This window comes from Cytobacillus sp. (genome assembly GCF_032154635.1).
Taxonomy (GTDB): Bacteria; Bacillota; Bacilli; order Bacillales; family Cytobacillaceae; genus Cytobacillus.
Genome location: NZ_JALDXW010000027.1, coordinates 46,470 through 60,443 on the forward strand (window position 1 = coordinate 46,470; position 13,974 = coordinate 60,443).

Below are 13,974 nucleotides of genomic sequence, written 5' to 3' on the forward strand. Positions count from 1 at the left end.
ATTTAGCCTCTTTTCCATCTAATCCCTTGAGGTGTATCTTCTAGGATGATATTCATTTCCTTCAGCTTATCACGAATTTCATCAGCTAATTGGAAATTTCGTTCTTTCCGCGCCTGATTTCGCTGTTCAATCATTCGATCAATTTCCTCATCTAATAATTCTTCTTTAGGAAAATCTAATGACAGCCCTAAAACGTTAAAAAGTTCCTCGAATTCCTTTGTTAAAGCATCAATGACTTGGATTGATGTATTTTTCTCCATCAAATAATAATTAGCTAATTTAGAGAGCTCAAAAAGAACGGATATTCCATTCGCCGTATTAAAATCATCATCCATCGCCTTAATAAATTCTTCATGTAAGGCACCAATCTTTTTTATCCACTCTTCATTATTGTCTGTAAGATTTGCACTTACCTCTTGGCGATGTTTTAAATTCTGATAGGATGTTTTAATTCGTTCCAATGCTGCCTTTGTACTTTCTAGAAGTTCTTCACTGTAATTTATTGGATTCCGGTAATGAACCGAAAGCATAAAGAAGCGAAGCACCTGCGGGTCATGATTTTTGATAATATCATGGACTAGTACGAAGTTACCAAGGGATTTCGACATTTTTTCATTATCAATATTGATATATCCATTATGCATCCAGTAACGAGCAAATGTCTTTCCATTTACTGCTTCTGATTGCGCAATCTCATTCTCATGGTGAGGGAAAGCCAAATCCTGCCCACCAGCATGAATATCAATGGTTTCACCTAAGTACTTCTTAGCCATCGCAGAGCATTCAATATGCCAGCCAGGTCTACCCTTACCCCATGGGCTATCCCAATAAATCTCTCCTTCTTTCGCTGCCTTCCAAAGAGCAAAATCAAGCGCATCATCCTTTTTCTCCCCTACAGCAATACGTGCACCAGAGCGCAGCTCATCGATTGATTGATGAGATAGTTTGCCATAACCTTCAAATTTCCGAGTGTGGAAATATACATCTCCTTCTGATTCATAGGCAAATCCCTTTTCAATTAATGTTTCAATAAACTCAATAATAATGTCCATACTCTCCGTTACTCTCGGATGGGCATCGGCACGCTTGCATCCTAGTGCAGAAACATCCTCGAAAAAGGCGTCGATAAAACGCTCAGCAATTGTCGGCACATCTTCACCAAGTTCCCTCGCTGCCCGAATCAATTTATCATCTACATCTGTAAAGTTGGAAATGTATTTAATATCGTATCCTCTATATTCAAAGTATCTTCTAACTGTATCAAATACAATTGGCGGACGGGCATTCCCTATATGAATATAATTATAGACGGTCGGTCCGCACACATACATTTTTACCTTTCCCTCTTCTAAAGGGATAAAAGGCTCTTTCTTTCTTGTTAACGTATTATAAATATGAATGGTCATTAACTTGACTCCTTTCTTTCCTTAAACGCTCGATTTCACTTTTTAATGCAGATAGTTCATTTTCCATCTCTTTAAATCGATCAGCAATCGGATCAGGCAGATCACAATGATTTAAGTCTTTACTTATTTTGACCCCATCCTGAACTTTCACTCTGCCTGGAATGCCGACAACCGTTGAATTAGGGGGTACCTCGTGTAGGACAACGGAACCTGCCCCTACCTTTGAATTTTCTCCAATTGTTATAGAACCAAGGACCTTTGCTCCCGTTGCGATAAGGGCATTATCTTTAATTGTCGGGTGGCGTTTGCCCTTTTCTTTTCCTGTTCCTCCTAGTGTTACACCTTGAAAAACGGTGACATTATCTCCAATCTCACATGTTTCCCCGATCACCACACCCATGCCATGGTCAATGAAAAACCGTCTGCCTATTTTAGCGCCTGGATGAATTTCAATTCCTGTAAAAAAACGACTAATTTGAGAGGTAACCCTGGCTAGGAAGAATAACTTTCTTTTAAATAGGGCGTGAGCGATACGATGTGCCCAAATAGCGTGAAGTCCAGAATAAGTTAATATTACTTCTAAATAGCTTCTTGCCGCAGGATCCTGTTCAAATACAACCTCAATATCCTCCTTCATCCTCTTAAACATCCTAACTTCCCTCCCTTAGAATCGGTAATTATCCTCAAGAATAGTTTTATTCAAATAATATTTTCCCGGGAAATTTTATATTTCCTGATTAGAAATGCGTAAGCGCTGGAGCTAGACAATTCCCATACTCCATCTTGTCTAAAAAAAAAAGCGCCTCTGCCAAATAGGACAGAGACGCTTTATGCGCGGTTCCACTCTGTTTAGACTTTATCAGTCTCAACTTTAACCTGTTAACGGAAGGAGTTCCGCTCATTTCTACTTAAAAAAGCAAAGCCCTTGCTTACACATCAGGCAGCTTGAATGTTCGAAATAAGACTCAGAGGGGCACTTCAGAACAGTGAGAGGCTTAAACCATTTTCAGCCGGTGATGGTTCTCTCTAAAAAGCTTCATGATCCTACTTTTCCTCTTCCACACTTTCTTATATTGAATTACTTAATACTATATTACATTTTAATCAATATGTTAACCCAAAATACTTATTAATCTTGTTTTTACTTTTTCCTTTCCAAAAAGCTCGATCGCCTGTGGAAGATCTGGTCCATGTGTTTGTCCAGTGATTGCCACACGTATTGGCATAAAGAGTTTCTTCCCTTTATGACCCGTCGCCTTCTGTACAGCTTTCATTGCAGCTTTAATTTCTTCCGCCTTGAATTCATTTAACTGTTCGATTTCATGTAAGAAAGCGGCAAGCACTTCAGGCACCTGCTCTTCATTCATAACTGCTTTCGCCTCTTCATCCAAAACAGTCTCTTCGGCGAAGAAAATTTCCGTCAACTCAACAATTTCAGCGCCATAGCTCATCTTTTCTTGATATAACGCGATCAAGCCTCGCACCCATTGTTCCTCTGACTCTGTTCTTTGCTCATTTACTAGACCGGCCTTCACAAGATGCGGCAAGGCGATCGAAACAAGCCGATCGATATCTAGCTTTTTCACATACTGATTATTCATCCACGTCAGCTTCTGTTTATCAAATAGGGCTGGTGATTTTGATAACCGATCCGCATCAAAGATCGTAATGAACTCTTCCTTTGTGAAAAGCTCCTCTTCACCTGATGGTGACCACCCCAGCAGAGCAATAAAATTAAAAAGCGCTTCCGGTAAATAACCAAGCTCTTCATACTGCTCAATAAATTGAATGATAGACTCATCACGCTTACTCAGTTTTTTACGGCTTTCATTCACAATCAATGTCATGTGACCGAATGTTGGAGCTTCCCAGCCAAGTGCTTCATAAATCATTAATTGCTTCGGTGTATTAGAAATATGGTCATCCCCTCTTAAAACATGGGAGATCTCCATTAAGTGATCATCTACCGTTACTGCAAAGTTATATGTAGGTGTTCCATCCTTTTTGACAATAACATGATCACCAATTCCATCTGCTTCAAAAGAAACATTCCCTTTAACCATATCAGTAAAAGTAAATTCTTTCCCTTTTGGGACTAAGAAACGGATGCTTGGCTGTCTGCCTTCCGCTTCTAATTTAGCTCGTTCCTCTTGTGTTAAATGGCGGCATTTTCCAGAATAAGCAGGTGTTTCGCCTTTTTCTACCTGTGCTTCCCGTTCTGCTTCAATCTCCTCTTCCGTACAATAGCATTTATAAGCGTGCCCTTTTTCAAGAAGCTCCGTATAGTATTTCTTATAAATATCATTTCGTTCTGATTGACGATATGGACCAAACGCACCTTCTTTATCTACACTTTCATCCCAATCAATTCCAAGCCACTTTAAATATTTTAGTTGGCTTTCTTCTCCACCTTCAATATTGCGCTTCTTATCTGTATCTTCAATACGGATAATGAATTTCCCGCCTTTATTACGAGCAAATAAATAGTTGAATAATGCCGTACGAGCATTACCGATATGTAAATGTCCAGTTGGACTCGGGGCATAACGTACGCGAATATCGTTTGACATAATACTGTTGCCTCCTAAATAATCTTCTAGCTTCCCATCTATTTTAGCACCCTACATTTCTGTGATAAAGAGTCATTTTATTTTCTTTTTTGCAATAATACGGCTACCTGTGAAGCAATCCCTTCGCCTCTTCCTGCAAATCCCAGCTTTTCGGTTGTCGTTGCCTTCACATTAATTTGATCTTTATCTGTTTCTAATAATTGCGCAATCCGCTCTCTCATTTGCTCAATATAAGGTGCCATTTTCGGTTTCTGAGCAATGATTGTACAATCTGCATTGACAAGCTCATAGCCTTTTTCTTTTACAAGCATCCAAACGTGCTCTAATAATTTTGCTGAGTCCGCATCCTTAAAGGCAGGATCTGTGTCAGGAAAATGCTTGCCAATGTCTCCTTCACCGATTGCACCTAAACACGCATCAGCAACTGTATGTAATAAAACATCCGCATCCGAATGACCTAATAAGCCCTTTTCATATGGAATTTCAATTCCGCCGATAATAAGCGGACGTCCTTCTGTTAATTGATGTACATCAAATCCTTGTCCAATTCGAAACATTCGATTTGCTCCTTTATCTAAAGTTTTACAGCCGCTCTTGTCTTTTTCTGAGAATCGCTTCAGCAAAATATAGATCCTCTGGCGTTGTCAGCTTAATATTGTCATAATTACCTTTTACAATCATAATTTCCTGACCGAGACGCTCTACTAAACTTGCATCATCGGTTCCAAGAAAATCATCCTGCTCTGCCTTCTTATATGCATCCATCAAAATGGAAAAACGAAAAGCCTGCGGGGTTTGAACCGCCCACAAGCTCGTACGTTCGACCGTTTCAGCAACGATATTTCCAGCAGCTTTTTTTATTGTATCCTTTACAGGGACTGCTAAAATAGCAGCCCCCATCTTCTTTGCAGCATCCACTAAAGGAAGGATAAGTTCCTTATCAATAAATGGACGAGCTGCATCATGTACCAATATGATTCCTTCTTGTTTTACATGCTTTAATGCATTGTAGATGCTATACTGTCTTTCTTTTCCTCCCGGGACAAGAGCGACTGCCTTCGTAATATGATTTTCAGCTAAGATCGCTCTTAATGCCCCTTCCTCTTCCGGATTGATCGCAAGAAATATCCCCTTGCACGATTCATCCTTCTGAAAGACTTTCAACGTATGAATGAAAACAGGTAACCCATTAATTTCTAGCAAAATTTTGTTTTTACCTGCCTCCATTCTCTTTCCTTGACCGGCTGCAGGAATAATGACTTGATAAGTCATGTAAAACAATCCCCTATCTCTCTATAATGCTTTTTCTAATAGTTTTGGCTTCGCAAAAATCATCCGTCCAGCTGAGGTCTGCAGGACACTTGTTACTAAAACATCGATATGTTTGCCAATATAATCGCGTCCATCTTCTACCACAATCATCGTGCCATCATCCAGATAGGCTATCCCTTGATTTTGCTCTTTCCCGTCCTTAATAACCTGAACTTTCATTTCTTCTCCTGGGAGAACAACAGGCTTTACAGCATTAGCTAGATCATTAATATTCAAGACGGCAACCCCTTGAAACTCACAAACTTTATTTAAGTTAAAATCATTCGTTACGACTACACCATCTGTAATTTTTGCAAGTTTTACAAGCTTACTGTCTACCTCCTGAATCTCTTCAAAGTCGCCTTCATAAATTTCTACTTTTATGGCAAGCTCTTTTTGAATACGATTCAAAATATCCAGCCCTCTTCGCCCTCTATTGCGTTTTAACACGTCTGAAGAATCAGCAATATGCTGTAATTCTTCAAGAACAAACTGCGGGATAACAATGGTTCCCTCCAGAAATCCAGTTTGGCAAATATCTGCAATTCTGCCATCAATAATGACACTTGTATCTAATATTTTCAATATATTTTTAGAAGCTGCCTCTGGCTCCTCTTCACTTATCTTTTTCTTTCGGTTAGAAAATAAATTAAGGAGCTCATCCCGTTTTTTAAAGCCAACTTGAAACCCTAAATAACCAAATATAAGTGTTAGCACAATTGGTGCAACCGTATTTAAAATAGGAACCTCAATGGCATTCAATGCATAGCCGATTAAAAAAGCAACAATCAATCCAAAAACTAAGCCGATGCTTCCGAAAATAATATCAGTAATCGGTACTCGTACAAGCGATTCCTCTACCCACTTTACAAAGTTAACAACATAATCAACCGCCCAAAAAGAAATAAGATAAAAAATAATTGCACCTAACACCGCGGACATATAAGGATTATTTAACATGGTAATGTTATCAAGTGAAATTAATCTTAATAAATCAGGAATCAAAAATATCCCAAGCGTAACCCCAATAATAAGGAAGCATGCTTGAATAATACGTTTTAACATTCCTTCACCTCCTTTAATCATTATTAACAAATTCCCAAAATTGAAACCTATAGAAATAGGAAATTTCCTTAGGAAATAAAATTATATTAAAATAAGATTAACGAAAATAGTCAATGCTACAGCCTTAGGTTAGCACCATTCGCAATCTAGTGTCAAATAAAACAACCAGACATTGTATCATAATGATTATTATAGTTCAATAGTCACTTTATAGCTGTCGATCTGAAAAAAGCTGATTTTTTATCAATTTTAGCCCTTCTTTGATTTTCCTCGCTCTTACCTCTCCAATGCCCTCAACTTCATCCAGTTCCTCTACAGATGCGGCAACAATTGCTGGTAAATCACAAAAATGCACAATTAAATTCTCAATAATGACTGGGGGCAGACGCGGAACTTTTGAAAGCATACGATAGCCACGCGGACATTTATATTCATCCGTGTGTATATACCCGTTATACCCTAATAATTTCAAAATAACGGTATCTTCAAGTATTTTCCCAATAGATAATTCCTGTAATTTAGCAAATAGTTCGCCAGTATGCACATCCTTCGAATGTGCATAGTCCTTAATAATTAATTCCGCTTCCCTTTCAATATCCAGTAAAATCTCATTCATCTGTAAACGGATCAGTCTTCCTTCAATACCCAATTCATTTAAATAAGCTAGCAATTCCGTCTTTATCCTCAATACCATTTCGATACTATGAAAAACATTGATGATATCACAATAGGTAACTAGCTCTTCAAACTCCAGCACACTTAAATTAGCAATATTCTGTTCTAATACAACCTTATATTTTTCAAGCGTTTGTAGTGCAACATTTGCTTTTGACAAAATTACTGCAATATCCCTTAAAGCATAGCGAAAATATCCCTTATAAAGAGTAATAACATTTCTACGCTGAGAAATAGCAATAACAAGGGATCCTGTTTGCTTCGCTACTCTTTCAGCTGTTCGATGACGCATTCCCGTTTCCGTTGAAGAGATACTAGGATCTGGTGCCAGCTGAGCATTCGCAATTAAAATTTTATTCCCTTCTTCATTTAAAACAATAGCCCCATCCATTTTAGCTAACTCATATAAATAACTTGGCGAAAATGGAGAATTTATTTGAAACCCTCCATCAACGATATTTATCATTTTCTCTTTATTCCCAAGTACAATTAATCCCCCGGTGTTTGCACGAAGGACATTATCAATTCCTTCTCTTATTGGCGTCCCTGGAGCCATAAACTGAAGGATTTCACTCATCGTTTTTTCACCAAGTTTTTTTATGTCCATCCTTTATCCTCCTAATGTCGCTTTTAATGCTTCACTAACAGAACCTACCCCAATAAGTTCTACTCCTTTTGGCCCTTTCCAGCCGCCAAGGTTATTAGATGGTAAAATAACTCTTTCAAAACCAAGCTTCGCAGCCTCCTGAACCCTCTGTTCTATTCTTGATACCCTTCTGACTTCACCAGTTAATCCAACTTCTCCAATAATACAATCTGTTGGTCTAGTTGGCTTATCACGAAAACTGGAGGCAATACTGACGGCAATCGCTAAATCGATTGCAGGCTCATCCAGCTTCACTCCGCCGGCTACCTTTAAATAAGCATCTTGATTCTGCAGGAGCATCCCAACCCTTTTTTCTAGTACAGCCATCAGCAATGGCACGCGGTTATGGTCAATGCCCGTGGCCATTCTTCTTGGATTCCCAAAGCTTGTTGGAGAAATAAGCGCCTGTATTTCCACTAGAACAGGACGGGTTCCTTCCATCGATGCAACAACGGTTGATCCAGCTGCACCTTGGGATCTTTCCTCCAGGAAAATTTCGGACGGGTTTTCTACCTCTTCCAGCCCAAACTCCTTCATTTCGAAAATACCCATCTCATTTGTGGACCCGAATCTATTTTTTACTGCTCTCAAAATACGATATGTATGATGGCGTTCGCCTTCAAAGTAAAGTACCGTATCTACCATATGCTCTAATAACCTCGGTCCGGCAATAGAGCCTTCCTTTGTAACATGCCCGACTATGAAAATGGCAATTCCTTTTGTCTTCCCAATTCTCATTAATTCAGCCGTGCATTCCCTTACTTGAGAAACACTTCCAGGAGCTGAGGTAACCTCTGGATGAAAGATTGTTTGAATGGAATCAATAATTACAAAGCTTGGACCTACTTGATCGATTGTCCTACTGATTTCTTCAAGACTCGTTTCCGAATAAACTAATAAGTTATCTGAAGAAACCCCTAAACGGTCCGCTCTCAATTTTGTTTGACGCATCGATTCTTCTCCAGAAATATACAAAACAGAGTGATTTTTATTAGCAAGTTGGGATGAAACCTGCAGGAGAAGAGTAGATTTTCCAATGCCAGGATCACCGCCGATAAGCACAAGAGAACCTCTAACTACTCCCCCTCCAAGTACACGATTAAGTTCATTTAAATCTGTATATATTCTTGGCTCACTTACTGTCTCAATAGAGTTTATCGGCGTCGCCTTTGAGAGAACGGTCGATCCTGCGGAATGGGCAAATGCTCCCCTTCTTGAGTTAACAGGCTTCTCTACTTCTTCAACCATTTTATTCCACTCACCGCAGCCAGGACATTTCCCCATCCACTTAGGTGATTCATACCCACAATCCTGGCACATAAACTTTGTTTTTCTTTTAGCCATAATCTTATTCTCCCTCTTTTATCAATCCCTTACCTCTTATGTTCTAATTCTTCTTTGAGAATATACCCAGAATTATATTATACGCTGTTTTGCATTTAGTAATTACAAAGAAGGTACACGATCCCACGTGCACCTTCTTCTTTTATTACATTCATTATTTTTGTAAAGTAGCCGTAATGTTTGATCCCCCTGTTTCTACAACAAACTCTCCATCACGGACATCAATAACAACCTTTTGACCTGTTAATACCGTGCCTTTAAGCAGCTCTTCTGACAAACGATCCTCGATATGTTTTTGAATCGCTCGGCGAAGCGGCCTTGCCCCATATTCTGGATCATAGCCTTCTACAGAAATTTTCTCCTTCGCAGCATCCGTTAATTCAATATCGATATCTTGCTCTTTTAACCGTTTCGTCAGTTGATCAGACATTAATGTAACGATTTCCTTTAAATGCTTTCTCTCTAGTGCATGGAAGACAATAATCTCATCAATACGGTTGACAAACTCTGGACGGAACGCCTTTTTCATTTCCTCCATTACCTTCGCTTTCATATCCTTGTAATCCTGTTCACCATCTTGAATGTTGAATCCGACATATTTGTTACGTTTTAATGCCTCTGCTCCAACATTCGATGTCATAATTAATACCGTATTACGGAAATCAACCGTTCTACCTTTCGAATCAGTCAAACGACCATCCTCTAATACTTGTAAAAGGATGTTGAAAACATCTGGATGTGCCTTTTCAATTTCATCTAACAGCACAACAGAATACGGCTTTCTGCGAACCTTTTCTGTTAACTGTCCGCCTTCTTCATATCCTACATATCCTGGAGGTGACCCTACTAACCTTGAAGTGGAATGCTTCTCCATATACTCAGACATATCGATACGAATCATGGCATCTTCATCGCCAAACATCGCTTCAGCTAATGCACGTGCAAGCTCTGTTTTTCCGACCCCAGTTGGCCCCAGGAAAACAAATGAGCCAATCGGACGTTTGGGATCTTTTAACCCAGCTCGTGCACGGCGAACAGCTTTAGAAATTGCTTTAACCGCTTCTTCTTGGCCAATCAATCTTGAATGAAGAATCTCTTCTAAATTTAACAGCTTTTGTGTTTCTGTTTCTGCCAGTTTAGAAACAGGGATTCCCGTCCAGCTAGATACAACGCTAGCGATGTCTTCGACAGTTACTTCACTATTCTCTTTCCCTTGTTTCTCTTTCCAAGATTTCTTTGTTTCTTCAAGCTGTTCACGAAGGCGCTGCTCCGTATCTCTTAAAGAGGCAGCTTTTTCAAATTCTTGACTTTGCACGGCAGCATCCTTCTCTTTACGTACATCCTCAAGCTTTATTTCTAGCTCCTTGAGGTTAGGTGGTGTCGTATAAGAGCGAAGTCGCACTTTCGAACCCGCTTCATCGATAAGGTCAATTGCCTTATCAGGGAGGAATCGATCTGAAATATAGCGATCTGATAGCTTTACAGCCGCATCAATTGCTGCGTCAGTTATTGTTACACGGTGATGAGCCTCATAGCGGTCTCTTAACCCTTGTAAAATTTGTATAGACTCATCGGCTGTCGGCTCATCAACTGTAATTGGCTGGAAGCGTCTTTCTAAGGCTGCATCTTTTTCGATATATTTACGATATTCATCAAGCGTTGTGGCCCCAATACATTGCAATTCGCCACGGGCAAGTGAAGGTTTTAAGATATTAGAAGCATCAATTGCTCCCTCTGCTCCTCCTGCGCCAATTAATGTGTGCAACTCGTCAATAAATAAGATAATATTACCTGCTTGCCTGATTTCATCCATTACCTTTTTCAAACGATCTTCAAATTCTCCGCGGTATTTTGTACCAGCAACTACCGTACCCATATCAAGGGTCATTACTCTTTTATCACGTAGAGTCTCTGGAACCTCGTTATTAATTATTTGCTGTGCCAGTCCTTCTGCTATAGCTGTTTTTCCAACACCAGGCTCACCAATTAAAACAGGATTATTTTTCGTCCTGCGGCTTAATACTTCAATTACCCGCTGAATCTCTTTGCTGCGGCCAATTACAGGATCTAGGCTGCCTTCTTTCGCAATTGCTGTTAAATCTCTTGCTAAACCATCAAGCGTAGGTGTATTGGCATTAGCCGATGATCCTCCCTGGTGATTACCTGATTCATTGCTTCCTAATAACTGCAGAACTTGCTGGCGTGCTTTATTAAGGCTAACCCCAAGGTTATTAAGCACTCTTGCAGCTACACCTTCACCTTCACGAATAAGTCCGAGGAGGATATGCTCAGTCCCTACATAGGAATGTCCTAGTTTCCTTGCTTCATCCATTGAAAGTTCAATCACTTTTTTAGCTCTAGGTGTATAATGCGGCGTCTGGGTTGTATCCTGCCCTCTGCCAATTAAATTTTCCACTTCGTTTTGAATTTTATCCGAACCAAGTCCCAGTGCATAAAGGGCTTTTGCTGCAATACCATCCCCTTCCCGCACAAGACCTAGAAGAATATGTTCTGTTCCAATATTATTATGACCTAAACGAATGGCCTCCTCTTGTGCTAAAGCCAAAACCTTTTGGGCCCTTTCTGTAAAACGACCGAACATCATATCAGTATCCTCCTATCTATTGATTCTCCATTTTTAATCTTTCCCTTATTAAGGAAGCCCTTCGGATATCCCGCTCATGAGGTCTTAATGGACCCCCAGCATATTGTTGAAGAAATCCAGGCTGCGTTAAAATCATAAGCTCATTTAAAATATTTTTAGAAATATCGCTTAAGTACCCCATATCAATACCTAAACGAACATCCGATAAGCATCTTGCCGCTTCCTTTGATTCAATAATTCGTGAATTGGACAATATCCCAAAAGAGCGGAACACTCTGTCTTCTAATTGTATGTTTGAAGTTTTCTCTAATGCTTCCCTTGCCGATCTTTCCTGTGAGATGAGCTGACTCACTACACTTTTTAAATCCTCAACTATATCCATTTCCGACTTCCCAAGTGTCAACTGATTAGAAACTTGAAAGATATTTCCTAAAGCTTCGCTGCCTTCTCCATAAATTCCTCTAACAACTAATCCCAATTGATTTATTGCTGGTATGATTCGATTGATTTGCTGAGTTAAAACAAGTCCCGGCAAATGCATCATTACCGAAGCTCTTAACCCGGTTCCTACATTCGTAGGGCAGCTTGTTAAATAGCCAATATTTTCATCAAATGCATAATCGACCTTCTCTTCCAGCCAGTCATCAATCTCACTTGCCATTTCCAAAGCCTCTGAAAGTTGGAAGCCAGGGAATAAGCATTGAATCCGGATGTGATCTTCCTCATTGATCATAATACTTAATTCCTCATTTTCAGAGAGCAAACAAGCTCCATGAGATGAATTCTCTGCTAAATAAGGGCTAATCAAATGTTTTTCCATAAGTACTCTTTTTTGAAGCGGCTGAAGTTCATCCATAATCAACAGCTCCATTTTCCCAAGCTTCGTAAAAGAAGAGTCATTTACTCTTTCTTTTATCTTATGAATGACTGACTTGGCTTCGTCATTAGAAAAAAAGGTAGGAAACTTAAATTGATTTATATTTCGGGCTAATCTAATTCTTGAACTTAAGATGATGTCTGAATCGGGACCTTCAGCACTCATCCAGGAGCTGACAGCTTGATTAATAAAACGTTCTAAAGACAAGCTATTTCCCTCCTTCAAGATTTATATTTAATTGGCCTTCCAACAATCGTATTTCATCTCTAATTTCCGCAGCCTTTTCGAATTCTTCCTTGGAAATAGACTCTTTTAGCTGATACTTTAATTCCTCTATATTTTTTTTCAAATGCAAACTTCCGCCAATTCTTGCAGGAATCTTCCCGTTATGCGAGGAGTTTCCGCTATGCAATCTTCTAAGTATTGGCTTAAGCTGTTCCTCAAAAGCTTTGTAACAATGGGCACAGCCAAATCTTCCTATTTTAATAAATTGTTGAAAAGTCATAGAACATTGATCACATTGCAAAACATTTTCCTTTTGGAATGTATCCTGTTCCTTTTTTTGGACTGTAGGATCCATATTCAATAAGCCAGCTAATAAATTATTAATTGAAAAGCCCGCTGCGCCGCTAAGCATGAACATATCACCCTTTTCTTGCGCACATTTCTCGCATAAATGATACTCAGCCTTTTCAGCATTTACTATTTTTGTAAAGTGCAGCGTCGCAGGCCTTTGATTACATTCCTGGCAGATCATATTTTCACCTCTCCAGCTCGCTGTTTTATTTATATTTTAAAGTCGTTAACATCGCTCGTAACATTCTTGCACGGAGTTCGTCTCTATAAGGCAGATCAATATATAATACAGATCGATCAATCACACTAAGCATAATTTTTGCTTCTCTCTTAGTGATGATTTCCTCTTCTACAAGACGGAATATCACATCTTCCGCACTATTTTGTGTTAATCGACCTTGAATTAAAGATAATATTTGTTCAATTACATGAGCATGATCATAAGACTGAACCTTCATTATTCGAATATATCCGCCGCCGCCTCTTTTGCTTTCAACGACATAACCCTTTTCAATTGTAAATCTTGTATTAATGACATAATTAATCTGGGACGGTACACATTGGAACTTATCTGCAATTTCACTGCGTTTTATCTCAACGAGTTCTCGTTCACTCAGTTCTAAGACCTGCTTCAAATAATTCTCAATAATATCTGAAATATTTCTCATTACTCCTCCCCCCAATCTGACTTTGACTATATTTGACTTTAATTATACATAAGTATATATTTCGTTGCAATGAACAAGTATTATAATTTTCCCCCATTTTTTATTTCTCAAACCTATTATGATAATGAGAATATGAAACACAAAAAAAGAGCATCAATAAAGATGCTCTTTCATTTGCCTAGCGACGTCCTACTCTCACAAGGGGACAGCCCCTAACTACCATCGGCGCTG

Annotated in this window: 12 protein-coding genes and 1 other annotated feature; all 12 genes read right to left on the reverse strand. The window is 39.2% G+C overall.

Annotation, left to right across the window (positions count from 1 at the left end):
• Nucleotides 1–2: 2 nt before the first annotated feature.
• A complete protein-coding gene (gene cysS / locus RUH74_RS17290) occupies nucleotides 3–1,406 on the reverse strand; it encodes a cysteine--tRNA ligase (protein WP_313802202.1) in 1,404 nt (467 codons plus the stop codon).
• On the reverse strand, nucleotides 1,387–2,055 hold the full coding sequence (cysE, locus tag RUH74_RS17295; protein WP_313802204.1) for a serine O-acetyltransferase: 669 nt from the start codon (nucleotides 2,053–2,055) through the stop codon (nucleotides 1,387–1,389). The genes cysS and cysE overlap by 20 nt, the downstream gene beginning before the upstream one ends.
• A 167-nt stretch (nucleotides 2,056–2,222) precedes the next feature.
• Nucleotides 2,223–2,476 (reverse strand) — a binding site (T-box leader).
• A gap of 42 nt (nucleotides 2,477–2,518) precedes the next feature.
• Nucleotides 2,519–3,976: a glutamate--tRNA ligase gene (gene gltX, locus RUH74_RS17300; protein ID WP_313802206.1), complete on the reverse strand. Its 1,458-nt coding sequence runs from the start codon at nucleotides 3,974–3,976 to the stop codon at nucleotides 2,519–2,521.
• Between the two features lie 77 nt (nucleotides 3,977–4,053).
• Nucleotides 4,054–4,533, reverse strand: coding sequence for a 2-C-methyl-D-erythritol 2,4-cyclodiphosphate synthase (ispF, locus tag RUH74_RS17305; protein WP_313802208.1), 480 nt, complete (start codon nucleotides 4,531–4,533; stop codon nucleotides 4,054–4,056).
• A gap of 25 nt (nucleotides 4,534–4,558) precedes the next feature.
• Nucleotides 4,559–5,248, reverse strand: coding sequence for a 2-C-methyl-D-erythritol 4-phosphate cytidylyltransferase (ispD, locus tag RUH74_RS17310; RefSeq protein ID WP_313802210.1), 690 nt, complete (start codon nucleotides 5,246–5,248; stop codon nucleotides 4,559–4,561).
• A 21-nt stretch (nucleotides 5,249–5,269) separates the two neighbouring features.
• A complete protein-coding gene (locus tag RUH74_RS17315; protein WP_313802212.1) occupies nucleotides 5,270–6,352 on the reverse strand; it encodes a PIN/TRAM domain-containing protein in 1,083 nt (360 codons plus the stop codon).
• Nucleotides 6,353–6,560: 208 nt separating this feature from the next.
• A complete protein-coding gene (gene disA / locus RUH74_RS17320) occupies nucleotides 6,561–7,634 on the reverse strand; it encodes a DNA integrity scanning diadenylate cyclase DisA (RefSeq protein ID WP_313802214.1) in 1,074 nt (357 codons plus the stop codon).
• Between the two features lie 3 nt (nucleotides 7,635–7,637).
• On the reverse strand, nucleotides 7,638–9,017 hold the full coding sequence (radA, locus tag RUH74_RS17325) for a DNA repair protein RadA (RefSeq protein WP_313802216.1): 1,380 nt from the start codon (nucleotides 9,015–9,017) through the stop codon (nucleotides 7,638–7,640).
• A 154-nt stretch (nucleotides 9,018–9,171) separates the two neighbouring features.
• The gene (gene clpC / locus RUH74_RS17330) at nucleotides 9,172–11,622 is read right to left on the reverse strand and encodes an ATP-dependent protease ATP-binding subunit ClpC (RefSeq protein WP_313802218.1); all 2,451 of its coding nucleotides are present in this window, start codon (nucleotides 11,620–11,622) and stop codon (nucleotides 9,172–9,174) included.
• 16 nt (nucleotides 11,623–11,638) lie between these two features.
• Complete coding sequence (gene mcsB, locus RUH74_RS17335; RefSeq protein WP_313802220.1) at nucleotides 11,639–12,706, reverse strand: protein-arginine kinase McsB; 1,068 nt, start codon at nucleotides 12,704–12,706, stop codon at nucleotides 11,639–11,641.
• 1 nt (nucleotide 12,707) lies between these two features.
• Nucleotides 12,708–13,256 carry a protein-arginine kinase activator protein McsA gene (gene mcsA, locus RUH74_RS17340; RefSeq protein ID WP_313802222.1) on the reverse strand — a complete coding sequence of 183 codons (549 nt, stop codon included), beginning with the start codon at nucleotides 13,254–13,256 and terminating at the stop codon, nucleotides 12,708–12,710.
• A 25-nt stretch (nucleotides 13,257–13,281) separates the two neighbouring features.
• On the reverse strand, nucleotides 13,282–13,743 hold the full coding sequence (locus tag RUH74_RS17345; RefSeq protein WP_056681711.1) for a CtsR family transcriptional regulator: 462 nt from the start codon (nucleotides 13,741–13,743) through the stop codon (nucleotides 13,282–13,284).
• Nucleotides 13,744–13,974 lie beyond the last annotated feature (231 nt).

Coding starts and splice junctions, on each gene's coding strand:
- cysS (WP_313802202.1), bottom strand. CDS start 1,406: ATGACCATTCATATTTATAATACGTTAACAAGAAAGAAAGAGCCTTTT.
- cysE (WP_313802204.1), bottom strand. CDS start 2,055: ATGTTTAAGAGGATGAAGGAGGATATTGAGGTTGTATTTGAACAGGAT.
- gltX (WP_313802206.1), bottom strand. CDS start 3,976: ATGTCAAACGATATTCGCGTACGTTATGCCCCGAGTCCAACTGGACAT.
- ispF (WP_313802208.1), bottom strand. CDS start 4,533: ATGTTTCGAATTGGACAAGGATTTGATGTACATCAATTAACAGAAGGA.
- ispD (WP_313802210.1), bottom strand. CDS start 5,248: ATGACTTATCAAGTCATTATTCCTGCAGCCGGTCAAGGAAAGAGAATG.
- RUH74_RS17315 (WP_313802212.1), bottom strand. CDS start 6,352: ATGTTAAAACGTATTATTCAAGCATGCTTCCTTATTATTGGGGTTACG.
- disA (WP_313802214.1), bottom strand. CDS start 7,634: ATGGACATAAAAAAACTTGGTGAAAAAACGATGAGTGAAATCCTTCAG.
- radA (WP_313802216.1), bottom strand. CDS start 9,017: ATGGCTAAAAGAAAAACAAAGTTTATGTGCCAGGATTGTGGGTATGAA.
- clpC (WP_313802218.1), bottom strand. CDS start 11,622: ATGATGTTCGGTCGTTTTACAGAAAGGGCCCAAAAGGTTTTGGCTTTA.
- mcsA (WP_313802222.1), bottom strand. CDS start 13,256: ATGATCTGCCAGGAATGTAATCAAAGGCCTGCGACGCTGCACTTTACA.
- RUH74_RS17345 (WP_056681711.1), bottom strand. CDS start 13,743: ATGAGAAATATTTCAGATATTATTGAGAATTATTTGAAGCAGGTCTTA.